Source organism: Xanthomonas sp. CPBF 426 (assembly GCF_903989465.1).
GTDB classification, from domain to species: domain Bacteria; phylum Pseudomonadota; class Gammaproteobacteria; order Xanthomonadales; family Xanthomonadaceae; genus Xanthomonas; species Xanthomonas euroxanthea.
The window spans coordinates 4,254,910-4,279,132 of sequence record NZ_LR861805.1; the positions used below are offsets into that span (position 1 = coordinate 4,254,910).

The 24,223-nt window shown below is 57.2% G+C and carries 23 protein-coding genes, 1 tRNA gene and 3 pseudogenes; 22 read left to right on the forward strand and 5 right to left on the reverse strand.

Annotated elements, in window-relative coordinates; translation table 11 throughout:
* Window positions 1-13 precede the first annotated feature (13 nt).
* Together H7A87_RS17985 and H7A87_RS17990 are read left to right on the forward strand one after the other, a co-directional pair.
* Window positions 14-802, forward strand: coding sequence for a MipA/OmpV family protein (locus H7A87_RS17985; protein ID WP_232087883.1), 789 nt, complete (start codon window positions 14-16; stop codon window positions 800-802).
* Between the two features lie 27 nt (window positions 803-829).
* On the forward strand, window positions 830-1,735 hold the full coding sequence (locus H7A87_RS17990; protein WP_119128148.1) for an MlaA family lipoprotein: 906 nt from the start codon (window positions 830-832) through the stop codon (window positions 1,733-1,735).
* Between the two features lie 208 nt (window positions 1,736-1,943).
* Here the strand turns inward: H7A87_RS17990 and H7A87_RS17995 are convergent, their stop codons facing one another.
* On the reverse strand, window positions 1,944-2,168 hold the full coding sequence (locus H7A87_RS17995; RefSeq protein ID WP_147421072.1) for a hypothetical protein: 225 nt from the start codon (window positions 2,166-2,168) through the stop codon (window positions 1,944-1,946).
* 897 nt (window positions 2,169-3,065) lie between these two features.
* Window positions 3,066-3,356 carry a metalloregulator ArsR/SmtB family transcription factor gene (locus H7A87_RS18000; protein ID WP_119128341.1) on the reverse strand — a complete coding sequence of 97 codons (291 nt, stop codon included), beginning with the start codon at window positions 3,354-3,356 and terminating at the stop codon, window positions 3,066-3,068.
* Between the two features lie 245 nt (window positions 3,357-3,601).
* Here H7A87_RS18000 and H7A87_RS18005 point away from each other — a divergent pair, with 245 nt between their 5' ends.
* From H7A87_RS18005 to H7A87_RS18050, 10 genes and pseudogenes are all read left to right on the forward strand, one after another.
* Window positions 3,602-4,483 carry an MBL fold metallo-hydrolase gene (locus H7A87_RS18005; RefSeq protein ID WP_119128340.1) on the forward strand — a complete coding sequence of 294 codons (882 nt, stop codon included), beginning with the start codon at window positions 3,602-3,604 and terminating at the stop codon, window positions 4,481-4,483.
* Window positions 4,480-4,920, forward strand: coding sequence for a YeeE/YedE thiosulfate transporter family protein (locus H7A87_RS18010; protein WP_119128146.1), 441 nt, complete (start codon window positions 4,480-4,482; stop codon window positions 4,918-4,920). The genes H7A87_RS18005 and H7A87_RS18010 overlap by 4 nt, the downstream gene beginning before the upstream one ends.
* Window positions 4,917-5,324: pseudogene (locus tag H7A87_RS18015) on the forward strand (DUF6691 family protein); the annotation flags it as partial. The gene H7A87_RS18010 and the pseudogene H7A87_RS18015, both read left to right, overlap by 4 nt.
* Before the next feature lie 18 nt (window positions 5,325-5,342).
* On the forward strand, window positions 5,343-5,783 hold the full coding sequence (locus H7A87_RS18020) for a TIGR01244 family sulfur transferase (protein ID WP_119128339.1): 441 nt from the start codon (window positions 5,343-5,345) through the stop codon (window positions 5,781-5,783).
* Between the two features lie 24 nt (window positions 5,784-5,807).
* Window positions 5,808-6,569, forward strand: coding sequence for a sulfite exporter TauE/SafE family protein (locus H7A87_RS18025; protein ID WP_119128338.1), 762 nt, complete (start codon window positions 5,808-5,810; stop codon window positions 6,567-6,569).
* 13 nt (window positions 6,570-6,582) lie between these two features.
* A complete protein-coding gene (locus tag H7A87_RS18030; RefSeq protein ID WP_119128337.1) occupies window positions 6,583-6,786 on the forward strand; it encodes a phage holin family protein in 204 nt (67 codons plus the stop codon).
* Window positions 6,787-6,857: 71 nt separating this feature from the next.
* Window positions 6,858-7,465: pseudogene (locus tag H7A87_RS18035) on the forward strand (glycoside hydrolase family 19 protein).
* Entirely contained in the window at window positions 7,465-7,947 is a 483-nt protein-coding gene (locus H7A87_RS18040) for a hypothetical protein (RefSeq protein ID WP_119128144.1), read from the forward strand. Before H7A87_RS18035 ends, H7A87_RS18040 begins: the two are co-directional and overlap by 1 nt.
* The gene (locus H7A87_RS18045; RefSeq protein ID WP_119128142.1) at window positions 7,944-8,363 is read left to right on the forward strand and encodes a phage tail protein; all 420 of its coding nucleotides are present in this window, start codon (window positions 7,944-7,946) and stop codon (window positions 8,361-8,363) included. Before H7A87_RS18040 ends, H7A87_RS18045 begins: the two co-directional genes overlap by 4 nt.
* Window positions 8,351-8,800, forward strand: coding sequence for a phage virion morphogenesis protein (locus H7A87_RS18050; protein ID WP_119128140.1), 450 nt, complete (start codon window positions 8,351-8,353; stop codon window positions 8,798-8,800). The genes H7A87_RS18045 and H7A87_RS18050 overlap by 13 nt, the downstream gene beginning before the upstream one ends.
* A 28-nt stretch (window positions 8,801-8,828) precedes the next feature.
* Here the strand turns inward: H7A87_RS18050 and H7A87_RS18055 are convergent, their stop codons facing one another.
* Window positions 8,829-10,154: a PAS domain-containing sensor histidine kinase gene (locus H7A87_RS18055; protein WP_232087884.1), complete on the reverse strand. Its 1,326-nt coding sequence runs from the start codon at window positions 10,152-10,154 to the stop codon at window positions 8,829-8,831.
* Between the two features lie 52 nt (window positions 10,155-10,206).
* Here H7A87_RS18055 and H7A87_RS18060 point away from each other — a divergent pair, with 52 nt between their 5' ends.
* From H7A87_RS18060 to H7A87_RS18105, 10 genes and pseudogenes are all read left to right on the forward strand, one after another.
* Entirely contained in the window at window positions 10,207-10,581 is a 375-nt protein-coding gene (locus H7A87_RS18060; protein ID WP_119128138.1) for a response regulator, read from the forward strand.
* Between the two features lie 150 nt (window positions 10,582-10,731).
* Window positions 10,732-11,667 carry a diguanylate cyclase gene (locus H7A87_RS18065; protein ID WP_119128136.1) on the forward strand — a complete coding sequence of 312 codons (936 nt, stop codon included), beginning with the start codon at window positions 10,732-10,734 and terminating at the stop codon, window positions 11,665-11,667.
* A 132-nt stretch (window positions 11,668-11,799) separates the two neighbouring features.
* Window positions 11,800-12,686: pseudogene (locus H7A87_RS18070) on the forward strand (baseplate J/gp47 family protein).
* A 219-nt stretch (window positions 12,687-12,905) separates the two neighbouring features.
* Window positions 12,906-13,238 (forward strand): hypothetical protein, encoded by a 333-nt coding sequence (locus H7A87_RS18075; protein ID WP_147421071.1) that lies wholly within the window; start codon window positions 12,906-12,908, stop codon window positions 13,236-13,238.
* Between the two features lie 53 nt (window positions 13,239-13,291).
* Window positions 13,292-14,575 (forward strand): TolC family protein, encoded by a 1,284-nt coding sequence (locus H7A87_RS18080; protein ID WP_119128132.1) that lies wholly within the window; start codon window positions 13,292-13,294, stop codon window positions 14,573-14,575.
* Window positions 14,572-15,555, forward strand: a complete 984-nt coding sequence (locus H7A87_RS18085; protein ID WP_119128130.1) for an efflux RND transporter periplasmic adaptor subunit — start codon at window positions 14,572-14,574, stop codon at window positions 15,553-15,555. The genes H7A87_RS18080 and H7A87_RS18085 overlap by 4 nt, the downstream gene beginning before the upstream one ends.
* Before the next feature lie 11 nt (window positions 15,556-15,566).
* Entirely contained in the window at window positions 15,567-18,731 is a 3,165-nt protein-coding gene (locus tag H7A87_RS18090) for a CusA/CzcA family heavy metal efflux RND transporter (RefSeq protein WP_119128128.1), read from the forward strand.
* An 89-nt stretch (window positions 18,732-18,820) separates the two neighbouring features.
* Window positions 18,821-19,729, forward strand: a complete 909-nt coding sequence (locus H7A87_RS18095) for a cation diffusion facilitator family transporter (protein ID WP_119128126.1) — start codon at window positions 18,821-18,823, stop codon at window positions 19,727-19,729.
* On the forward strand, window positions 19,713-21,422 hold the full coding sequence (locus H7A87_RS18100; protein ID WP_119128335.1) for a phosphoethanolamine--lipid A transferase: 1,710 nt from the start codon (window positions 19,713-19,715) through the stop codon (window positions 21,420-21,422). The genes H7A87_RS18095 and H7A87_RS18100 overlap by 17 nt, the downstream gene beginning before the upstream one ends.
* Entirely contained in the window at window positions 21,419-22,147 is a 729-nt protein-coding gene (locus tag H7A87_RS18105) for a hypothetical protein (protein ID WP_147421070.1), read from the forward strand. Before H7A87_RS18100 ends, H7A87_RS18105 begins: the two co-directional genes overlap by 4 nt.
* A 370-nt stretch (window positions 22,148-22,517) precedes the next feature.
* Here H7A87_RS18105 and H7A87_RS18110 read toward each other — a convergent pair whose 3' ends face one another.
* The gene (locus H7A87_RS18110) at window positions 22,518-23,699 is read right to left on the reverse strand and encodes an integrase arm-type DNA-binding domain-containing protein (protein ID WP_119128124.1); all 1,182 of its coding nucleotides are present in this window, start codon (window positions 23,697-23,699) and stop codon (window positions 22,518-22,520) included.
* A 176-nt stretch (window positions 23,700-23,875) separates the two neighbouring features.
* Window positions 23,876-23,951, reverse strand: a tRNA-Ile gene (locus H7A87_RS18115).
* Window positions 23,952-24,223: the final 272 nt, after the last annotated feature.

The window sequence follows — 24,223 nt, forward strand, 5'->3', positions numbered from 1 at the left end:
AAAGGAGCAGACCATGTCTCATCATCAGTTTTCGCGTCGCCAACATGCATTGTGGACGCGGAGTTTCATCGCCGCCACAGCGCTCGCCACTGCCTGGGTGCCCTCCGCTCTCGCACAAGATACCCGAGAAGGTGCTCGGTGGTCAGCGGGCATAGGAGCCGTCGTTCTAGACCAGCCCTATCGCGACTTTGATCGCGAGATATTTCCCCTTCCCATTATCTCTTACGAAAGCAAGTGGATCAGTGCAACGGTCCCGGTCTTAGATTTCAAGTTTTTCTCGACTGATAACCTTTCACTGCGTGCCCGCGTTCGCTTATCCGGTGACGGTTATAACGCTGATGATTCACCCTTTATGACGGGAATGGATGACCGCAGCCGTAGTTTATGGGCCGGCGGAGCACTTATCTGGAAAACCGAGCTTGCCAATCTCAGTGCTGAGGTCCTCGCCGATACCATGGGCAATAGCAAGGGCGCGCGGGCAAAAGTTCAAATAGATCGGCGATTTTCGGCTGGCAAGTTCGGCTTGACGCCGCGCCTCGCTGCCGAATGGGTTGATGACAAATTCGTTGACTACTACTACGGCGTTCGGCAATCCGAAGCGCTGGCTGGGCGGCCATTTTACGAAGGCACAGCAACAACCAATATTCAGTTCGGCCTACGCATGGATTACCTTCCATCACGCCACCACGCCATGTTCATCGATCTTGGCGCCACACGCGTAGGCAGCACCATCGAGGACAGCCCGCTAGTGGACAAGACTACCAGTACGACGATCGCCCTCGGTTACGCGTACCGCTTTTAACAAAATAATTTCCCCAAGGAGATTGTAATGAAAAACCTTCAACCCCTACTACTCGTAGCGATTGCGTTCTGCACAGGTGCCCATGCGGGCAATACAGGCAAGCAGACAATTGAAAGCGTACCGGACAACACGGCGATGCCGATTGCCCCCCAGGATCACACCCTACAGGAGCGCCACGAAGAGATGCAGGGGAGCGCTGCACTGAGCGCTGTGGACGCCGCTGCCCAGCCGACGCCGCCACCAACGGTCGGCAGTGGTCCCGAAATAATCACGCAAGCCGAACAGGACGCTGAGACGCTGTACAGCCAGCCAGTGCGCGATCCATGGGAAGGCTTTAACCGCAAAATGCATGGCTTTAACAGCGTGGTTGACAAGTTCGTCTTCCGGCCCGTAGCGATCGGCTACGACAAGATCACGCCGGATCCAGTGCAGGCAGGCGTGTCGCGGCTTTTTGGAAACCTTCGTCTCCCTACCACCGCTTTGAATCAACTACTGCAGGGCCGCCCAGGCGAAGCCGGCCAATCGCTTGGACGATTCGTCGTCAACTCAACCGCAGGTATCGGCGGCGTGTTTGATCCAGCGCGACGCATCGGCTTGCCCAAGCCTGATGGCGAGGATCTCGGTCAGACCCTCGCTACTTGGGGGTGGCGGAACTCACGCTATCTTGTGATGCCGATTATGGGGCCGCGCACGGTGCGTGATGCCTTCGGCGGCCTCGGGGACCAGCAACTCTCCGTTATCAACCAGATCGACAATCCAAGCGTCGCAGACAAATTGCAGATCATGCAGCTAGTGGACGTGCGTGCGCAGCTGCTCCCGATGGACAAAATGCGCCGGGAAGCAACAGATGACTATGCCTTCGTACGTGACACCTGGGCGCAACGGCGTAATCATCAGATTGAGCAGGATCTAAGGGGCAAGCGCGTCGATTAATCGAGACTGGCGTAGACCGGAAGCACCGTGTTTGTCGCGCCCTTCATTTTGAGGGGCGCGACAATCGGCTGTCTACATTCGTTCAGAGATGCAGCAGTATGTATTTTGGCTGGTCAGAATGGCATTACTAAAGACACCTGCCAGTACGCGCCAGCAACCCATCTCATATTTCGTTAGCTGACTGGCTGGTCAACTTACACGACACGCCTTAGAGCTCGGCAGAATAAGTTAAAAACTTATCATTTACGACTTCAGGTTGCGGCAAATACCTGAAGCCAGGAGCAAGGCGACGGTATTTATGGAATTTTTCTAGCGCAGTAATAAAAAGCCGATTCCAGGTCAGCAAAGGCAAAAATGGACCGACTCGCGCACGACAATATGAAATGCCGAACAGCGGCACATGCGTCTGGCGCGAAGAAATAAACTTGCGCATATGCGATTAATTTCCTACCGATCCTGAACAGACACCTATTGCCAAGACCAAACCAAAAAACCCTTAAAACATAGGCATATCGCGCACTGTAAGATCGTCCCTACATGCCCTACAGAAATCTGCACTTGTACACGCCCATCCGGAATACTTGGCATCCAATTGACTACTGCGTCATTGCTTTGCATTGACTGGAGCGCACCATGCCGTCAAAAAAATATATTAAACCATCGGTGAGAATTAATTTCGCTAAAAATCACCAGGCTTGGCATGATTTACCAGACCTCTGCCACTACAACTCTCGACGCAGGCGCCTAATCCATCTGCGCTGGCTGGCGTGTGTTGCGGGCACCGGAATGATTTTTTTATTATTCCCGCTACTACAGGAATGCATTTTACAAATTTTAAACAAGTAGATAAGACCTGCAGCCCCCGGACTGCAGAAAAGCATACTCTGCAAAAATTTAAATTTCTAAATGTAAAAATTTTCTACTACGGCGATCTTTAGGCAAGAGTATTCGATACTACATACCTGCAGTTGTCGCGCAATACTCTAGAGTCTGGCAATTGCATCTACGGCACTAGCCATCACCGCGACAAGTTGATGCTACAACAAAAACAGCCGACGCCGGAGTCTTAATCGCTCCCACAACTGTAGTAGCTTACCCATAGCCATGACTCTTTCACGGAAGTTTCCAATATAGTGAGACAACCCCAAACGCCATATTGATTGATGTCATTGCCCGGGAGGCGCTCTGATGCTCTAGAAAAAGGCGTACCAGAGATGGGTTCTACGAGTAGCACTCTCTTTTCGAAGCGCAGACGTGCTTTGGGCCGCAGGTGCCGGAAGCTACGTCTTGCAGTCAAAATGTTGGACTGCAATTTTCTAGAGCGATGATCCTACTGGTCAGTGTCCGCACAGAAGATTGCATGCATGGCGCTCAACAATGCAGCCACCTTTGGGTCGGCCAAGCGGTAGATGATGGATCTGGACTCGCGCCGAGTAAGGACTAATTTCCGCTGCCGCAGGTCAGCCAGTTGCTGTGACAGCGCAGGCTGCCGTATGCCCGTTGTCGCTTCCAGGCCGCTGACGGTGGATTCGGCCTGGGACAACTGGCAAAGCAGCAACAGGCGTGACGGCGTGGCAATGAAGCGTAGCAGCTCGGCCACTTCCGGCACGCGCTCCTTCATGGCGGCAAGATCACTGACGGTAAGAGTGGTTTCGGTCACGAGTCGCGGAGCAATGCAGATCAGGGTGCACTAGGGTAATAGCTAAGCTCTGCGGCGACTGAACGAACGAAGACGCAAACACACAATAGTTGCAATGTTAGTGAAAGTATGAAACTATTATCTCATATCTATTTGGTGCTTTAAACGTGAGTAGGTCTTCCGTACCAGATGCCTCATTGGAAACGGCTGGTGCCCTCGTCGGCGGCATCCTCACCGGCGACGCACCCGCACCGCAGGTGAGGACGTTCTTTGACCCTGCGACCTTTACCGCTAGCCATGTGGTCCGAGATCCTCGCTCGTCGGCCTGCGCGATCATCGACACCGTACTCGACTTCGACATGGCTTCCGGCCGAACGGCAACCGACTCCGCTGCGGCACTCGTGCAATACGTACGTGACGAGGGCCTGCAGGTGCAGTGGCTGCTCGAAACGCATGCACACGCCGACCATCTGTCGGCTGCGCCGTGGCTGCAGCAACAGGTGGGCGGACAGCTTGCTGTCGGCGCGCACATCACACGCGTGCAGGACACCTTCGGCAACATTTTCAACGCTGGTGCGGATTTCAATCGCGATGGCAGTCAGTTCGACCATCTGTTTGCCGACGGTGCAGCATTCGCCATAGGAAATCTGCAGGCGGTGGCTCTGCATGTTCCTGGCCACACGCCAGCGTGCATGGCCTACGTCATCGGCGATGCAGTGTTTCCGGGCGATACCTTGTTCATGCCGGACTACGGCACTGCCCGCTGCGATTTTCCGGGTGGCTCAGCCCGCCAGCTCTATCGCTCCATCCAGCGGTTGCTGGGTCTGCCGGACGCTACCCGTGTCTTCGTGTGCCACGACTACAAGGCCGCCGGCCGGGACCGGTTTGCTTGGGAAACTACGATCGGCGCTCAACGCAGTGCAAATGTGCATGTGCATGAGGGGGTCTCCGAGGACATGTTCGTCGAGATGCGGGAGAAGCGCGACGCCACCCTCCCCATGCCGCGACTGCTCCTTCCGTCGGTGCAGGTCAACATGCGTGCCGGCCATATGCCCGCGCCGGACGACAACGGTGTGCGTTACCTGAAGCTGCCGTTGGACCTGCTATGACTCTGCCCCCGCTTGCATGGTACTTGCCCCTGATCGGCGGCCTGATGATCGGTATCGCCTCGGGCGCCTATCTACTGCTCGTTGGCCGTATCGCTGGCATCTCCGGTCTGCTCGCCGACGCGCTCGGCTTGCAGGCTGGCGGCGCGCGTTCGCTGTCCGCCCTGTTCCTGGCCGGGCTTCTGACCAGCGCAAGTGTGGCATTGGCGATCAAGCCAGTTGCGCTTGCGTCTTTGACTGGCGCCGGCGCACCGGTGCTGATCCTAGCTGGCCTGCTAGTTGGCTATGGAACCCGCCTGGGTGCTGGCTGCACTAGCGGGCACGGGGTAAGCGGACTGGCAAGACTGTCGCCGCGCTCCATCGTCGCCACTACCGTGTTCATGCTGCTGGGTATGGCAACGGTGACGGTCGTGCGGCTCGCCGCCGGAACCGGCGCATGATCCGTTTGACCGCCTTTCTCTGCGGGGCGTTGTTCGGACTGGGCTTGGTGGTGTCGGACATGGCCAATCCTGCGCGCGTGCTTGCCTTCCTTGATGTCTTCGGCGCCTGGGATTGGTCACTGGCGCTGGTGATGGCGGGCGCATTGATCCCGTCGGCCATCGCCTATCGATGGGTGCGCGCACGCAGCATCCCCGTGCTTGCTGCGGCACTGCAGCTGCCGCGGCAACGGCAGATCGACCGCAGGCTGGTTATCGGTGCAGCGCTGTTCGGCATCGGCTGGGGATTGGCCGGGCTCTGCCCGGGCCCGGCCATCGCACTGCTGGCGACCGGCCAGGCGTTCGCACTGGTCTTTGTTGCGTCCCTGGTGGCCGGAGTACTTCTCCACGCACTCCTCCACCGCACGCGCAGGAAAGGCCCCCCCATGAAACTTCGATCGCTCTCACCCGATCTGCTCGTGACCGATCAGTTGCGTCCTGCCGATCTCCCCGCGCTGGCCAGACAGGGTGTCGCAAGCGTTGTCTGCAACAGGCCAGACGGCGAGCAGCCGAACCAACCCGATCACCTGGCCATGCAGGCAGCCTGCACGCGCGCAGGTATGAGCTTCGCCTATCTGCCCGTCGTGGCTGGCGCCATTTCTGATTGCCAGGTGCGGGAGTTCTGTGAGTTGCTGCAGCAGCTGCCAGCTCCGGTTACCGCCTATTGCAGGACCGGTACGCGCTCGACGTCGTTGTGGGCTCTTGGGCAGGTACGCACTGCCGGACTTACGACCGACCAGGTCCTGTCCGTCGCCTACGGCGCAGGTTACGACCTTTCCGCCCTCACTCCGCGCCTTCGTTGCGACGCGTCGTCCAGCCCTGAGTAGCCATTGACCATGCAGACCCTTTCACTGCTGCAGCTGGCGCTGGGCGGGCTCTCCGGAATTCTGATCGGTTTCGTGCTGGGGCTGGTCGGCGGCGGAGGCTCCATTCTCGCTGTCCCGTTGATGCTCTACCTGGTCGGTGTCGATAATCCGCATGTGGCCATCGGGACGAGCGCGCTGGCGGTTGCGGCCAACGCGCTTTCCAACCTGTTCGTGCATGCCCGCCATGGCAACGTCAGGTGGCCGTGTGCCTGGGTCTTCGCCCTGGCCGGCGTCGCCGGCGCCTACCTCGGCTCGACCCTGGGCAAGGCCTTCGACGGACAGCGACTGCTGGCCCTGTTCGCAGTGCTGATGGTGGTGATCGGCTTGCGCATGCTGCGCAGGCGCAACATACAGGAGGATGCGAATGCCCGACTCGGCAAGGGCAATGCGCCCGCGCTGATCGGGCTGGGGACGATCGCCGGCGGGTTTTCCGGCTTCTTTGGCATCGGTGGAGGGTTCCTTATCGTGCCAGGCCTGATGACCGCCACCGGCATGCCAATGCTGGCAGCGGTAGGCAGCTCGCTCGTGGCTGTCTCCGCCTTCGGTCTGACCACCGCGCTGAACTACGCGCACTCCGGGCTGGTGAACTGGTCACTCGCTGCAGCATTGATCGTCGCCGGCAGCGCAGGAGGCGTCGCAGGAGCACGCGCAGCTACGGCACTGGCCGCATACCGAGGATCACTCAACAACGCATTTGCACTCCTCATCTTCATCACTGCAGGCTACATGCTCTGGCGGGTGCTCTGACACCGCAGCGGACCTGCCGCGGCTCGCCATCTGCGTCCGCCCGCTTACCTACCACCGGCCCGTCGATGCGCGCCATCGACGCGGCGCGGGCTGGTGCGCGTGGTTGCTGATCGCCAGCAGTGGTGGCCAGGCGCTGCACATCCTGCTGGCCGGCGCCGGCTCGCAAGTCAGTCTTTGGCACCTGGGCACGTTGATCGTGCTGGCGGTGCTCACCTAACGCGCCCAGGGCAATGTGGCGCGCATCCTGAAGGTCGATTGATGTTTACCGATACCTAGCTCGCCTCGATCATGCAGTGCTCCACGCAACGCGCACAGCGCTGGCACGGCCCACTGCTTGCCGCTGCCAACCGCTTTGGCATCACCACCAAGCGTCGCGCCGCGCATTGGCTCGGCCAGGTCGGCCACGAAAGCCTAAGCCTGCCGCGCATGGAAGAAGGCCTGACCTACACGACCAGCACCCGGCTGCTGGAAGTCTCCGTCGCACGCATCACGTCGGCGCAAGCGCCCAAGTTCCTGCGCAATCCTGCCGGCCTGGCCAACTTCGTTTACGCCGACCGCCTGGGCAACGGCAATGCCGCCAGCGGCGACGGTCACCGCTACCGGGCCGTGGCCCGATGCAGCACACCTTCCGTGGCAACTACCGCCGTATCGGTGAGCTGATAGGCCTGCCCGTCGAAGACCAACCCGACCTGTTGCTGCAGATCGAGCCAAGCGCGTTGGGTGCGGCGGCGTACCGGCAAGACAACGGGCTGAACGTCCTGGCCGATGCCGGCGATGTGCTGGGCCTGGGCCGCAAGATCAACCTGGGCAACGCACGCGCCAAGCGCTTGCCCGAAGGCCACAGCGATCGCGTCACGCGCACGCAGCGCGCCCTGCAAATCCTGGGCGTGAGCTGATGGTCACGCGCCTGATCATCCTGCTAGCGCTGATTGCGCTGCTCGTCGGTGGCTGCGTGTGGCAGGAGCGGCGTGTCAGTGCCGCAGAGATAGCACGCGACCAAGCTCTAGCTGAAAAAAATTCAGCCATTGCCGAACGCGACAGCAAAAAAAATTCAGTCCGAACTGTGACCAGGTTCGTTGATCGCGTGCAAGTCGTGCACGAGGTAGGCGCCACCATCACCCGCGAGGTTCCGATCTATGTCACCCAGAACGCCGATGCTGCTTGCGCTATCCCTGCTGGCTTTGTGCGGCTGCACGACGCCGCCACGGGCAACCCTGCCGGGCCGCCCACCGGAGATCCTGATGCGCCGGCCGAAGGCATTACGCTCTCTGGCATTGCCGGTACCGTTGCAGACAACTACAGCTGCCACGCCACTGCCACGCAGCTGAGCGCGCTGCAGGGCTGGATCGACCTGCACGCACCGGAGCCGGCGCCGTGATCAAGCCTGCCAGCCTGCGCGCGCATCTGGTCGCGGCACTGCCGGACCTGGCGCGCGATGCGGATCGGCTGCTGGTATTCATCGACGCCGGCAGCCTGGTCAGCACGTTCCAGCCCGGGCTGTCGTTCGAGTACCAGTACACGCTTAACCTGATCCTGACCGACTATGCCGGCCATCCCGACAGCGTGATGCTGCCGCTGCTGGAATGGGTGCAGGTCAATCAATCTGAGTTGCTGTCCAACTCGTCGCGCCGTGGCGAGATTGCCTTCGAGGCCGACATCCTCGCCAACGACGCGGTGGATCTGTCGATCAAGCTGCCGCTGACCGAACGAGTGGTCGTGACCGCGAAGGACGGTGGCGGCTACGACATGACGCATGCGCCTGAGCCGCAGCTCGATCCGACATGGATGAGCTGACCGCACTGGAGGACTGGGCCGCGCCGCTGCTGGCACACCTGCAGCCGGGCGAACGTCGCACGCTGGCTCGTAAGATCGGAGCGGAACTTCGGCGTTCGCAGAGCCAGCGCATTGGCAAGCAGCAGGCGCCGGATGGCTCGCCGTACGCGCCGCGCAAGCAGCAGCTACGTGACAAGTACGGGCGCGTCAAACGCGCCAAGATGTTTGCCAAGCTGCGGCAAGCCAAGTTCTTCAAAGTCAGCGCCAGCCCCAACGCTGTGAGTGTGGGGCTTGTCGGACGCGTGGCGCGCATCGCACGTGTGCACCAAGATGGGTTAACGGATCAAATCCGATTAGGCGGGCCAAGGGTGACTTATCCGCGGCGGCAATTACTCGGGCTTGCACCAAGCGACCGCTCACTTATCGGTGATCTATTAACCGAACATCTAACAAAGTGAGAACCGCACTCGCATTGCAATGCGACCGTTATAGCCTAGGAAAACTCATGGTGAAGCAGGCACCATGGCCAGGTTCAGATTGTACGTCGACATGACCATTAGCTTGGCGGACCGCACCATAGACCTGCGCCAACCCTAAACCTGTTCCTTTTCCGCTGGGTTTGGTGGAGAAGTACGCCTCAAACAATCTGGCTCGCACCGCAGGTGCGATGCCTTCGCCATTGTCACGAACCGAAACGCTTATGTAGTCCCCTGCAGCACGATGGAGATTCGCGTCAGTTTCTGAAACAGAGCTGGTCGAGACAACGACCCAGATGAGACCAACATCCCCACAGGCGTCCCTTGCATTGATGACAAGATTCATGAGGGCACGTTCCACCAGGTGAGGATCCATCAAAGCGATGCATGTCTCGGTACAGGGCAAAAGTTCCAACTTGACACCAGAGCCCACTGCTTGTGTAAGCAGGGGCATCATCTGCGCCGTCAAGGCACCAAGATCTGTTTGCTCAACCACATATGGATGATTCGCGGCGAAGCTCAATAAGCGTTTAGACATCGCCGCGCCATGATCTAACGCTTTCTCCGCCATGCTTAAAAGCTGCATATCGCGGCTTCCAATTTTCCTTCGACTGGTGACAAGCCCTATCGCGCTGCGCGATGCATGTAAAACATTGTTCAAATCGTGCACAACTCCCGCGAGCAACTGCCCAATGGCTTCGCCTTTCTGAGCCTGCTCGGCAACCGATTCAGCAACTCGTCGCGCAGCTTTAGCGATATCAAGCTCAGCCAGGTTATCGCCCTTGGGCTCGGTCTCCTCTCCTGGCGCTGTAGAGCTCGCAGGAAACTCAACTCCATCGAAGCTTTGTCGGTCATCGTTAAGCCGTGCGGGCATCTGCCGATTTGAGTCGCGGAGGCTATTTTTTAGGGTTTCCAACGCAAATTCCGCTAAGCGACGCGCTGTGATATCACGATTGACAACAAGCACAGCATTAATCTCACCTCCATCGTCACACAGTGGACTCGTTGAGACATGCCAATATTGATGCCGATCATGAGCATTAACGCATTGGACCTCGAAATCACAAGACTTGCCTTTTCTGGCAGACTCAAGCGCATTAAGTACAAGTGGTTGCACTTCTGCTGACCATAGCGAAGTCCATTGCGTACCAATCCCTGGCTCGGCGACTACGTTACTCATCCGAGCCATGCCGTGAGAGTTGGCGTAAAGCACCTCTCCAGACAGCGACAAACACTTGATGGAATCCGCCGAAAGCTCAACAACCTTTCGGCACCAGTCTTGCCTATCAGGAATTAACGAATTCATAGTTGTGAGATAGGCGTGAAGTCGGCTCATTGTGCGCCGGTCGCTTCGGGACATCAACACACAATCACGGAGCTCGAGTTGCATGCCCACCAAGAATAAATTGTTAATTTTGATCGTGGACGACGATCCCGTTTTGCTCGAGCTTGCCGCGCTACTAGTTATGGATATGGGGTACTCAGCCGTTACTGCCTGTGATCCCTCACAGGCTTTGGAGCGACTGCATAGCGAGCCTGGAATCAAATTGATTTTTAGCGACATCCAAATGCCCGGAGAATTGGATGGATATGGCCTGGTTGCCTACCTTCGAGCATGTGGCGTACTAACGCCAGCCATCCTCACCTCCGGAGCAGTTTGTCCGCAGAAGCTGCCCGATCGCACACAATTTCTGCGAAAGCCTTACTCGCGTGAGGTCCTGCTAAACGGAATCCAACATGCGATGCAGGCTCCATTTCACTGACTGCTGGACAACTTGCGACGTAGCCAATGAAACCATCGTACGGAGAGCGCGGCACTGACGGCGGTCGCGTCCGCTTGAGTGGGCGTCGCACTCCGTGCCTGCAGAATTGACGAAGCTCGCCGATAAGAGGGGATCTTCTGGAGCACACGCATGCCCGGCTCTCTCAAAACGCAGCTTCCGTTCACCTCCACCAGTGAGACGATCGGCGATCTCTTAGATTGTCTTGCTCGGCTCACCCCGCTAAAAACTTGGTTGTTCGCAGAGGTCAAGAACGACTACTGGATCATCCGGGCGTGCACTGACGCAAGCTTTGGATTGAAAGTTGATCAATTTCTGACGTGGTCGGAATCGGTGTGCCGAAGGGTCATCAGTATGGGAGGGCCCCAATGTGCGCCCGATCTGGGAAAGCTCACCTACCTTGCCGAAGCGCCGATTGCTATCGAGCTTGGTATTGCAAGCTACCTTGGCGTGCCGATCAGAATTCCTGGAAAGATGGAAGGCATGCTGTGTGGCATCGACAAGCACATTGCCGACGATGAGCTCGTGCATTTTTTACCGGTGGCTGAGACCTTCGGGCGTGTACTTGCCAGCTCCTGGGCGCAGCACCTGTCAGAAGAACAACCTACCGCCCTTGTGAGCGATGAAAAAAAGGTTGACATGCTGAGTGGCCTCTACGACTTGAATTCTTTCCAGGTCCTGCTACAGAGTGCCGCAGAACATCATCGCAACGAACAAGGTGGCATCTTACTTTTCGATCTGGATGTCAGTAGCGCAGGCAATGACGTAGGCACGAGGAAAGAGATCGAAATTGCTACTCGACTCCTACAAGCGGCAACGCGTCCACAAGATGGCCTTGGGCATCTGGCGCCGGGGGAATTTGCGATCTACCTGCCCGGCATCAGCGAGGCAGGTTTACTATCGGTTGCTCGACGTATCCGCTCCTCTCTGATTGCGAGCGGGCTCAAATCAAAGTGGGGCGCAAGTTGGTTCAAGGATATGGACCAACTCGACAGCTTAGACGGCGCACTCAAACGAGCAAGCTCGCAAAGCAGCGGAATTACATCAGCAGAAGAAATTTCAGTCTAAGCTTATCTGGCAGTTGCTGTTTGCATCGTCATAGGTCGCGCTGTTTTGTAATTCACCTATGTACATGCTATTGCAATGAGAAGAAGTACGGCGCCCGGGGAGGATTGATCCAAGCCCGCCAGTACTCTTCTCATGGCTTCTTTTACAGCAGTTGATCTCTCAAAGCTCCAAGCTCCAGATCTGGTCGAAACGCTAAGCTTTGAGACGATTTTTGCCGAGGCGCTCGCGCAATTCCGCAAGCTGCTTCCAGAATTTTCTGCGCTCACCGAAGCCGACCCTGTCTATAAGCTCCTGCAGCTGTTCGCGGCCCGCGAGCTATTAATTCGCCAGCGCGCCAACGACAAGGCCCAGCAGACCATGCTTGCCTTCGCCACCGGCACCAACCTCGATCACCTGGGAGCGCTACTCGGTGTTGCGCGCCTGATGCTTGATCCGGGCCAACCGGAGAACGGCATTACACCGACCTACGAGTCGGACGTGGACTTCCGCCGCCGGATCCAGCTTGCGCCGGAGGGCTTCAGCGTTGCCGGCCCCGAGGGCGCCTACATCTATCACGCACTCAGCGCAGCGGCCGATGTCATGGACGCCAGCGCCACAAGCCCCGCGCTTGGCCAAGTCCTGGTCACGGTCCAATCGCGCACCGGCGATGGCACGGCTCCACAGGCGTTGTCGGAGAAGGTCACTTCGATTCTCACCAACGATGACGTGCGCCCGCTGACCGACAGTGTCACGGTCCAGACCGCTCAGATTGTCCCGTACGCCATTCGTGGGCGCGTCTACACCTACGCCGGCCCGACTCGGCAGTCGTCATGCGCGAGGCAATGCGCAGCCTGCAGGCGTATCTGGACGAAGCTCACCGCATCGGCCGTGACGTGCCCGAGTCAGCGATCAAGGCCAAGCTGTTCGCCGATGGCGTGCAGCGTGTTGAGCTGAACTCCCCTGCATCGGACATCCGGATCAGACTATCGACAACTTGGATCGGTCGGCATGTTGCATCAAAGCGCTGTCGAGCGCTTTGAAAATACCGTTAAAAGCTAAAACAGGACCTCCGCGATAAGACAGGCTCACACGCTGGTCGATTGTAAGCACAGCACCAGCTCGACCCTGAACATCTCAAGATTAATCGACGATGTATGCGTAGCCGGTTGAGATTGTGTAACGGCGTTATTAACCCGTATGGTCATCGAAATATGAACCGTATGCTTCACCGCCTTGGTCGATTGCTCCGCCTCCCAGCCATGGCTTTGCTGCTGATCGCTGTGCTGTCCAATCCGGTCCTCGCTGCGGTGGCAGACTTGCACCAAGCTTTCCTTGTATCTGGGGACCATTTGTATAGCCCCAGCACTCAAGGCAGCGAAGGTGAAACATCTCCTATTGGCGATCCACAGGCAGGCGATTTGCTTGACGCACTCATGCATGCCTCACACTGCTGTGGCCATCTGACTGCGGTGACGCCGGCGATGCTGATTTTGCATGCCATGCAGGTGCCTGCGGTCCAGCCTCAAACCATAAAGACTCTGGCTGTGTCGTTTCCAGCCTCCTCGGATATTCGTCCCCCAATAGCGCTGTAACGACTGCGCCGCCCTTTGGCGGTTTCGTTACATTTCGCTATCGGAGAGTTCCTATGTGGTTGCGATTGGCGGCAGTAGCCGCCTTAGCGGTCGTGCCTGCGCTATATGCGCAGGATCGATCGCTGTCCCAAGATTTGACACTTGACGACGCGGTTCAGCGCGTTGCCAAGACCCACCCCGACCTACGCCTGGTCGATGGACAACGTGATGTCCTGACTGCGGATGCCGAACGCGCAGGCCAACGTCCACAAATGATGCTGGGTGCAACGCTTGAAAATGTCTTGGGCACCGGCCCCTACCGGACGTTTGGTCGAGCAGAGCTGACCGTTACGCTTTCGGGCATCTTGGAGCGTGGCGGCAAGCTCGATGCCCGCCGGACCCTGGCAATAGCACGCATTGATGCGTTAGCTCCTCAGCGTGAAATCGCACGCCTGGACCTGTTGGCAGAAACGGCACGCCGCTACCTCGCGATCACCGCAGCCATCCGACAGCGAGAAATCGCTGATCTGGACATCGAGCAGCGCAGGCGAACCGTCGATGCGGCACGCCGTCGTTTGGAGGCAGGTGCATCGCCCGAGTCGGTCGTGTTGACAGCAAAGGCGGCCCTTGCAGAAGCAGAGCTTGATCGTGATCGGGCAGCGCAAGCCGAGCGCTGGGCGCGACAAAATCTCGCGGCTCTGTGGAATCAGCGAGAAGCGGCGGCCGGCCTGGTGTCCGGCGATCCAATGCGACTGCCTGCCCTGAGTGACTTCAAGCAACTGAGCGACTATCTGACCTCCAATCCCGAACTTGCTCAAGTAGCAGGTGAAGAACGGATTCTTGAAGCTCAGGTGCGCCTGGCTCGAACCGAGGCCAGTCCTGACGCGCAATGGCAAATCGGTGCACGCGCACTCCGAGGCGATAGCGCGGTGGGTGTCATTGCGGGGCTGAGTATCCCCATTGGAACCGGTCACCGTGCACAGCCAGCAATTCGCTCGGCTGAAGCAGAGCTGGCCCTCAATGATGTCGAGCGTGAAGCGCTACTGGTTCGCCTGCTCTCTACATTGTCCGCTGCCCATGGCGACTACTCAATCGCGCGCCTGGAGGTCAATCGGCTCGACACCGATGTTCTTCCTCGCCTTGCGGAAGCTGAGAAAGCGGCAGATCGCGCATGGCGGGCCGGAGCGATCAGCTACATGGAGTGGGGAATGCTGCAAGACAGACGTATCGAAGCACGTAGACGTCAGCTGCAGGCAGCCATTTCCGCCCAATCCTCTCTCATCGAAATTCAGCGACTGACTGGTCAGCCATTAATGGCGACAGCAGGCGCCAACGCCAAGGAAACCTCGCAGCCATGAAACCGGTCAGAAAGAATACCTTCACGCTCATGCTCTTGTTCGCAATCGCCGCCCAGTTGACCGGCTGCGGCGGACCACAGGCAAAGGACGATAAAGAAGCCGCTGACAGCAAGCCACAAGCAAAAGAGGCGCATGGCGAAGAAGAAGGTCAGGACGAAGCGCCCAAGTCCACACGCATTGCTCGTAAAGAGGCTGATGCAAACGGCATCAGAGTTGTCGCGGCCGGGCCAGGTGCCATTGCGATCGAACTCGAAGTGCAGGGTCAGATCGCGGCAATCGATGGCAGCGATGCGAAAGTCACGGCGAGCTATCCGGGGCGCATCAGATCACTGCGCGCAAATGTGGGTGACCGTGTCAGAGCGGGGCAGTCCATGGCAAGCATCGAAAGCAACCTCAGCCTTTCCACCTATTCCGTATCCGCACCAATCAGTGGTGTTGTGCTGACGCGCCAGGCGCAGGTCGGCGGTGGCGCAGCGGAAGGACAGGTACTGTTCGATGTTGCCGATCTGAGCGAGGTCTGGGCAGATCTCAGCGTGTTCGGTGCGCAAATGGCTTCGGTGGTGCCTGGATCAAGCGTCGTAGTTACGCGCTTATATGACGGCACGAGTGCACAAGCAACGATCGATGGGGTGCTGCCAGGAGCAAGCGCTGCAAGTCAAAGCTCCACCGCCCGTGCAACGCTGCAGAACCTGGACGGGCAGTGGCGGCCTGGCGTTGCCGTGACTGCAAAAATCGCGATCAGCAACCGTAATGTCGCGTTGATGGTGCCGCGTTCGGCGATGCAAACGCTGGATGGTGGCCAGGCAGTGTTCGTGCGAACCGGGGACACCTACACGGCACATGCGGTCAGGCTCGGCGAAGGCGATACCGAACAGGTGGAGGTGCTTGAAGGACTCAAGGCTGGCGATCAGGTCGTGGTCGAACAGAGCTATCTCGTCAAGGCTGACATCGAGAAGTCCGGCGCATCGCACGAGCATTGAGGAGAACTGACATGCTCGAACGAATCATTCGAATCTCGATCAGTCAGCGCTGGCTCGTCATGGCCATGACGGTGCTGCTGATTGCCATCGGTGTGTGGAGTTTCAGTCAACTACCGATTGATGCCACACCAGACATCACCAACGTCCAGGTGCAAGTCAATACGGCTGCACCTGGCTACTCGCCTTTGGAAGCCGAACAGCGGGTGACCTACCCCATCGAGACCGCAATGGCGGGCCTTCCTGAGATGGATCATTTTCGATCCATTTCCCGCTATGGTCTGTCTCAGATCACAGTGGTCTTCAAAGACGGCACGGACATCTATTTCGCCAGGCAACAGGTGTCCGAACGATTGCAACAGGTGAAGTCGCAAATTCCAGCCGGCATCGAGCCAACACTAGGCCCGATCGCAACCGGCATGGGAGAAATCTTCTCCTACACCGTCGACGCCGACCCGAAGGCGAGAAAGCCTGACGGGAAGCCTTACACCGCCACCGATCTACGGACGCTCCAAGACTGGATCATCCGCCCGCAACTGCGCAACATCCCCGGTGTAACCGAGATCAATACACTTGGCGGATACAAACGTGAAGTTCACATCACGCCAGACCCCGCTCGCCTCAGGTCTCTTGGTTTAACGCTCGACGACGTCGTCAACTCTCTGCAGCTCAACAATCAAAACGTTGGCGCAGGCTACATCGAGCGCAATGGTGAGCAGTTCTTGGTGCGTATTCCCGCCCAAGTTGCGGACATCCGTGACATCGAGCAGATCGCGGTCGCAAAGAGAGACGGTGCGGTCATTCGTGTGCGAAATGTGGCGCAAGTTGCAGACGGCGCCGAACTACGCACGGGTGCGGCAACGCAAAATGGCCATGAAGTCGTGCTCGGCACCGCCGTGATGCTGATCGGTGCTAACAGCCGTGACGTCGCGCAAGCAGCGGCAGCCAAGCTCAAGGATGCCGAGAAAAGCTTGCCTGATGGCGTCAAAGCGACACCCGTCTACGATCGCACAGCCCTGGTTGATCGCACCATCGGAACCGTGACCAAGAATTTGACCGAAGGCGCTGTGTTGGTCATCGTCATCTTGTTTCTATTGCTCGGGAATTTTCGCGCCGCGTTGATCACCGCTCTAGTGATCCCACTGGCGATGCTCTTCACCCTAACCGGCATGGCGCGCGGCGGGATCTCGGCCAATCTCATGAGTTTGGGTGCGCTTGACTTTGGTTTGATCGTTGACGGCGCCGTGATCATCATCGAGAACTGCCTGAGCCGCTTTGGCGAGCGTCAACACCAGCTCGGACGGCAAATGGATCTCGCCGAGCGTTTTGAGATTACCGCCAGCGCCACAGCAGAAGTCATCAGGCCCAGCTTGTTCGGGCTCGGCATCATCACCGCCGTCTATCTACCGATCTTTGCGCTAACAGGTGTGGAAGGAAAGATGTTCCATCCCATGGCGATCACGGTGGTGTTGGCATTGACGGGCGCCATGGTCCTTGCGCTTACTTTCGTTCCTGCTGCCATTGCGTTGGCACTGGGCGGTAAGGTGGAGGAGAAAGAAAACTGGCTGATGGCACGCTTCCGCAAAGGATACGAACCCCTGCTTGATCTCAGCCTGCGCAGTGGAAAGTGGGTGGCCGTTGGAGCCATTGCCCTGCTCGTGTGCAGCGGCTTACTTGTAACCAGGCTAGGGAGCGAGTTCGTCCCAAGCCTGGATGAGGGCGACTTTGCTCTGCAAGCCATGCGCATCCCGGGGACTAGCCTCACGCAATCGGTGGGCATGCAGCGACAACTGGAGCAACGACTTCTGAAAGTGCCTGAAATCGACCGGGTGTTCTCGAAGATTGGCACTGCAGAAGTGGCGTCTGACCCGATGCCGCCCTCGGTCGCCGATACCTTTGTGATGGTGAAGCCACGTGACCAGTGGCCTAACCCGGACAAGCCCAAGGCCGATCTCGTCGCACAGGTCGAGCAACTGGTGGATAGCATCCCCGGCAACAATTACGAGTTCTCGCAACCGATCCAGATGCGCACGAATGAACTCATTTCGGGAGTCAGGTCGGACGTGGCCATCAACATCTATGGAGATGACCTAGACACGCTGCTCAAGATCGGGCAGCAAGTGGAAGCGGTCGCAAAAAATGTTCCGGGTGCTGCAGATGTTCGTGTGGAGCAAGCCAGCGGACTGCCGCTGCTATCGATTATTCCTAACCGCATGGCACTGGCGAGCTACGGACTCAGTGCCGACGATATTCAAAAAACCGTTGCGACAGCAGTAGGCGGCCAAGTCGCCGGACAACTCTTCGAAGGCGATCGCCGATTCGACATTGTTGTCCGTTTGCCGGAAGCGTTACGGCAAGACCCCAGTGCCATCGAGTCGTTGCCCATTCCACTCAAGGCCTATAAGGATGCCCTGTCAGGCTCGGAATCTAGCGGACCCCAGACCATTCCACTTGCGGCAGTTGCCAAGGTCATTCGAAGCGAGGGCGCAAACCAGATCAATCGGTATAACGGTAAGCGGCGAATTGCGGTCACTGCGAATGTCCGCGACCGTGATCTAGGTGGGTTTGTCACCGAGCTTCAAGATGTGGTTGATGCCCAAGTCAAGACGCCGACGGGCTATTGGATCGAATACGGGGGCAGTTTCGAGCAGTTGAGTTCGGCAAGTAAGCGATTGGCGATCGTTGTCCCAGTCACACTCGTCATCATCTTTGCCTTGCTTTTCTGGGCATTTCGCTCGGTCAAAGACTCCGCAATCGTCTTTAGCGGCGTTCCGCTAGCGCTTACGGGTGGAATCATTGCGCTCAGTTTGCGTGGAATTCCGTTGTCCATCTCCGCAGGCATCGGGTTCATTGCACTGTCGGGTGTAGCGGTTCTCAATGGCTTGGTACTCATCAGTTTTATTCGAGGACTGCGGGAAAAAGGCGATCCGTTGCCCGTTGCGGTCCGCGACGGGGCGCTGAGTCGGCTAAGGCCCGTATTGATGACAGCGCTGGTGGCATCACTTGGGTTTGTGCCGATGGCACTCAACGTCGGCGCCGGTTCGGAAGTTCAGCGACCACTTGCCACTGTGGTGATCGGCGGAATCGTATCTTCGACGCTGCTAACGCTGGTCGTCCTGCCTATTCTGTATCGGTGGGTACACAGCCGCGCCACAAGAGAAAAGGCAGCGGAAGTCTAATCAGCAGTGTCCTAACCCATCGCGATTTCCGCGATGGGTGCTCTGCCATACCCAAAGCAAACGCCACCTAGGCGTCCAGGAGAATACTCATGAGTGGCAATCACGACCACGCAGGCTCCGAAGTCCGCTTCGAGAAGCCGCTATGGTGGGCGCTCGGACTCACATCGCTATTTCTTGCTGCCGAAATAGTAGGTGGTCTTTTAACCAACAGTCTTGCGTTGATTTCCGATGCTGCGCATATGCTGACCGACACGATTGCGCTTGCCGTGTCCCTTTTCGCTCTGCGTATCTCCAGGCGGCCAGCTGACAAGAAGCGAAGCTATGGCTACGGTCGCGTAGAGTCGCTGGGCGCGCTGGTCAACGGCTCCCTACTCTTCCTGGTTGCGGGCTACATTCTTTGGGAAGCAATCACTCGTTTCAGACAACCACCACATGTCGCATCCACCGGCATGCTTTTCGTCGCCATCAGCGGGCTTATCGTTAACCTCATCGCGATGCGTCTGCTCAAGTCAGGAAGTGGCAGCTCGCTAAATCTAAAGAGTGCGTATCTTGAGGTCTGGAGCGACATGCTTGGATCGGTGGGCGTCATCATCGGTGCGCTCGTCATTCGTTGGACCAACTGGACACTTATCGATCCCATCATTGCGGTGCTCATCGGATTGTGGGTGTTGCCGAGAACCTGGACGCTCATAAGCGCGGCCGGACGCGTTCTGATGCAGAGCGTGCCTGTTGATGTCGACATCACGGCCTTGGAAAGAGCGATGCAGGCACATGCCGATGTCGACTCTATTCACAACCTGCATATCTGGTCGTTGGCTTCTCGCCAGACTGTGGTGACCGCGCATGTTGTCGTCAAAGAAGATGTCAATGCCTTGGACCGAGTTCGTTGCGAAGTGGCAGGCATCGTCCGCTCTGTTCTCGGCGTCTACGAGCTGACCCTACAAGTCGAATGTGTGGCATGTGATGGCTCAGGAGCACGTCATGACAGCAATTTTTAGTTCCGTCCTTCAACGACTACGCACCAGAAACAGGATCAACACAGAAGCAACGTCTAGCTGGCGTCCATTGCTCTCGGCGGACTGGCTTGTCTGGGCCGTTGCTATGTACACGGCAGCGGCACTCAATCAAGCATTCTGGCGAGCCACCGCAGCCACAGGCGCGTTTTCTGATCATGGAGGATGGGAAAGTGCGCTTAGCCTAGCCTTGATCCTGGTGGGCATCAATGTGCTTCTAGTTCGTCCACTGTGCTGGAAGGGCGCAACCAAGCCTGTGTTAACTGTTTTTTTATTGGCCGCTGTCTTTACGTCTTTCTTCTCTGATCGCTATTCGATCTATTTTGACGTCAGCATGGTACGCAACATCCTCAAGACAAACGCAGCTGAAGCTGGTGACCTGATCACATCTTCCCTGCTTCTGCATGTCATCACCTATGCAATAGCTCCACTCGTATTTATCTGGTCGACACGTCTAAGAGGGCTATCGATTCTGCGATCGACCGTTGCCATGTTCGGGTCGATTGCAGTGGCGCTCATGCTGGTCATCATTGCCGCATTGATTAGCTTCAAAGACGTCAGCGCGCTGATGCGAAACAATCGGGAGCTCCGCCATCTGGTGGCTCCTGCGAACGTTGCTGTCTCCAGCATACGCATTGCAGCAAAGGAACTCTCTGTTGACACTGGCCCGAGGCGTGTTGTGGCACCGGATGCTCATCTGGTTGGCCATGACCCTGAGCCGAAGCCACACGTGCTTGTGCTGGTGGTCGGGGAGACCGTGCGTGCTTCCAATTGGGGTCTGAATGGATATGCGCGTCAAACGACTCCGGAACTTGCCAAACTCGATGTCGTCAACTATCCAGATGTGCGCGCATGTGGCTCAAGCACCGAGGTCTCATTGCCATGCATGTTCTCGGCTAAAGGGAGGGCAAGCTATAACGAAGATGAGATAAAGCGTTCGGACTCCCTACTGCATATCTTATCGAGAGCTGGTATCCAAACGCTCTGGAGAGACAATCAAGGCGGATGCAAAGGGGTCTGCGATGGTTTGCCGTTTGAAAAGGTAACACCAAGAAACCAAATAGCTGCTTGCCCGAATGATGACTGCGGTGATCTGGCACTTCTTGACGGTCTTGAAAAGCGCGTGCGTTCAAGCCAGGAAGACATGGTGATCGTATTGCATCAACTAGGTAACCACGGCCCAAGCTACTACTTGCGCTATCCGGAGCGACTACGCCGGTTCAAGCCCGACTGCAGAAGTGCCGATCTCGGAGACTGCACACGTCCAGAGGTTATCAACGCTTACGACAACGCAATTTTGGCGACGGATGAACTAGTTTCCCGCGCGATAAAGATGCTTGCTTCAATCGATACGGTCGACAGCGCATTGCTGTATGTCTCCGATCACGGAGAATCACTTGGCGAAAGCAACCTGTATCTGCATGGACTGCCTTACGCCATCGCACCAGACACGCAGATGAAAGTTCCGATGGTGGCCTGGTTGTCACCAGGAATGGTTCAATGGCGGGGCTTGAACATGCAGTGCGTGCGGCAACGGGCGTTACAGCCTGCCACTCACGATAACCTCTTTCACTCGGCGCTGGGACTCATGGATGTGTCTACGAGTGCCTATTCCAAGGAGCTTGACCTGTTCGGAGGATGCGCATCACGCACCTACACTGGCAAGGATCAGCCATGAGAGCGGCTTTTATCACGCTTGTTATTTCAAGCCTCTGGGGATTTGCATCTTTTACACCGTTGGTAACTGCGCACAATGTACATCTACTTTGGGTATTCACTTCTGTCCTGATGGGGGGCATCTTTTGGAGCCTTATTACGGTCCATATGGCGGACGCCATTACATTATGGAGGCGCGGCAAGCTGGGGTATTTGCGAATGGTTTATAGTCGATTCTGGGCTGACGTAGCAACCTTTATTGTTGCGCTTGCAGCTATTTTTCTGATCAGGAGATATAATTTCACTTCTCCAATTGCGACTGTACAGCTCACCGCATGGTTTTCGATAGCTCTTCTGATTTGCGCGGTTAGACTTGCATTCTTGCTGGTCTATAAGACAGAAACACGAACGAAATGCGGGTTCGCTCTTGCTACGTTTTTTTCTTGCGGAGCTACACTTTGGTATGTTTTTTTTACAACAATGCAAATCGCAATTGGTGGACTAAATTTAGCCGAGTCAATCTGGTTTTACATAACAATGGTTGCTGCCGCGATTTCGATGTATGCGGGAACTAGGCAACTCACCTATATTTTTACTATAGGAAATTTACACACATCACCTTCAGCCGCAAAGATCATCACCGATCTCCACAAAGGCTACGCTCCACTCGTGGCGAATAGGAAAATAAATCTTCCATATAAGCCATCGCCCCACTCCAAAAATAATTCAAGAAAGCGCCATCACTGACCCTCTCTTACCAAATTTATGACTCAATACGAATGCTTAGATTGCCAAGGGTATTAGAAAGTACTCGGCGCGGCATTTATCGGGCTGGCCTGGAGTTTGACATAGTGTCTAGGAGATAAGCTGGTAGAGTGATGTGGGAAGGCCGGTCAAAACTGCAGGCCCACGCGCCGCCTAGTCGGTATTAAGTGAGTGGCTCAACATGGCCCACCTAGCCAGGGAACGAGGTGGGTGATACACGAGTTACGGCGCGTTACAAGCCCCCCCCTGGATAGCGCTATGAAATCGTTGATTTTTACTGCTATATAAGCTGCAGTGTTAAAAGTCTTGCAGCAGTTACCTCGAAAGACGTTAACGTTGGAATAAAAGCGGGCTAGATGGATGCTTTAATACTGTCCAAGTAATCCGCCCAAGCCTGCATCATCTTCTTGCGCTCTGGCAGGTGCGCCGTGCGGTTGTAGGCTCTCCCCAATGGATCACGCACGGCATGCGCGAGCTGGTGCTCGATATAGTCTGGGCGAAACCCCAGAACTTCATCAAGCACGGTGCGCGCCATCGCACGGAAGCCGTGGCCGACGATGGTTTCGCCATCGAAACCCAAGTTGCGAAGTGCTGCATTGACCGTGTTCTCGCTCATGGGGCGATCGACGCTACGTACGCCGGGAAACACATAGTCGCTGCGCTTGGTTAGTGGCCACAGTTCCTTAAGCACTTCCACTGCTTGCGCAGACAAAGGAACAACGTGCGCGGTCTTGGTCTTGCTAGTGACATAGCGCCACTCACCGGCTTCCAGGTCAATATCCGCCCACTTGGCCTGCCGCAGTTCGCCAGGGCGCACAAAAAGCATGGGAGCCAGCTTGAGGGCCGCACAGGTCACAGGCGAGCCCCGATAGGCCCACAGCGCGCGCATAAGTTCGCCAATTCGCGCAGGCTCGGTCAGGCTTGCGAAGTGCTTGGTTTGCGGCTGCTCCAATGCACCCACAAGATCTTCAGCAGGATTTCGCTGAGCCCTGCCCGTCACAATCGCGTACCGGAAAACTCGTCCTGCATGAGACCGTGCCCGGTGGGCAGTCTCCACCACACCCCTCTGCTCCAACTTCCTTAGAGCAGTCAGAAGAACAGGAGCACTGACGTCAGTGATAGGCATGTCAGCAATAAAAGCCAAATCCTTTTCGATCAAACGGCGCTCTCGCTTTACCGAACCTGGCCCCAAACCCTCCTTAGCTCGCTTGGCCAGTAGCTCAAGCGCAATGGCTCCGAATGTAGTGTTTACACGCTCTGCTTGCACGGCTCGCTCAACTCGAGCGACATGGGCTGGATTGGCCCCGCCCTTTAGCAGCATGCGTAGCTTGTCGCGCTCTGCACGGGCCTGCATCAGTGAGAGCGCCGGGTACTCGTCGATGGTCACCATGCTTGGCTTGCCTGCATAACGGAAGCGATACCGCCAAACTTTTGCACCAGTGGGACGCACCTCAATACACAAGCCGTTTGAGTCGGCCACCCGAAAGGCAGCATCCCTAGGTTTCAGCGCGCGAAGCTTTGTATCTGTCAGCATGTGAGTCAAGCACCTGTGAGTCGGGCAGGCAAAACGCAATAAGACGACTCACAGCTTGACTCACTTCACGTATGGATGCAACTGGATGCAGCTGGACCTCGCAAGACAAAATTCCAGCGATTTCATTGGATCTAGTGAACTTTCTGGACTACGCCGGACGTTCCTGAACTGAAATTTGGTGGGCCCAGAAGGATTCGAACCTTCAACCAAAGGATTATGAGTCCTCTGCTCTAACCGTTGAGCTATAGGCCCGGCAGGGTGGGTGGCGAGATGCGGAGCATGTCGGACCGTCCAGCTGAGGCGAAAGTTTACCTGTCCGCGCGCGTCGCTGTCTGCTGACATCCGGCGTCGATGAGGGACAAGCGCCGGCACCCACCTGCGCTTGCCCGCACAAAAAAGCCCGGCGCAAGCCGGGCTCTTGAATCTGGACGCGGTCAGTGGGCGTTGCCCACCATTGGCAGTGCAAGATCCGGTAGCTACAGGCACCCAGCAATCAGCACCCCAGCACTCCCCGAATCCCCACT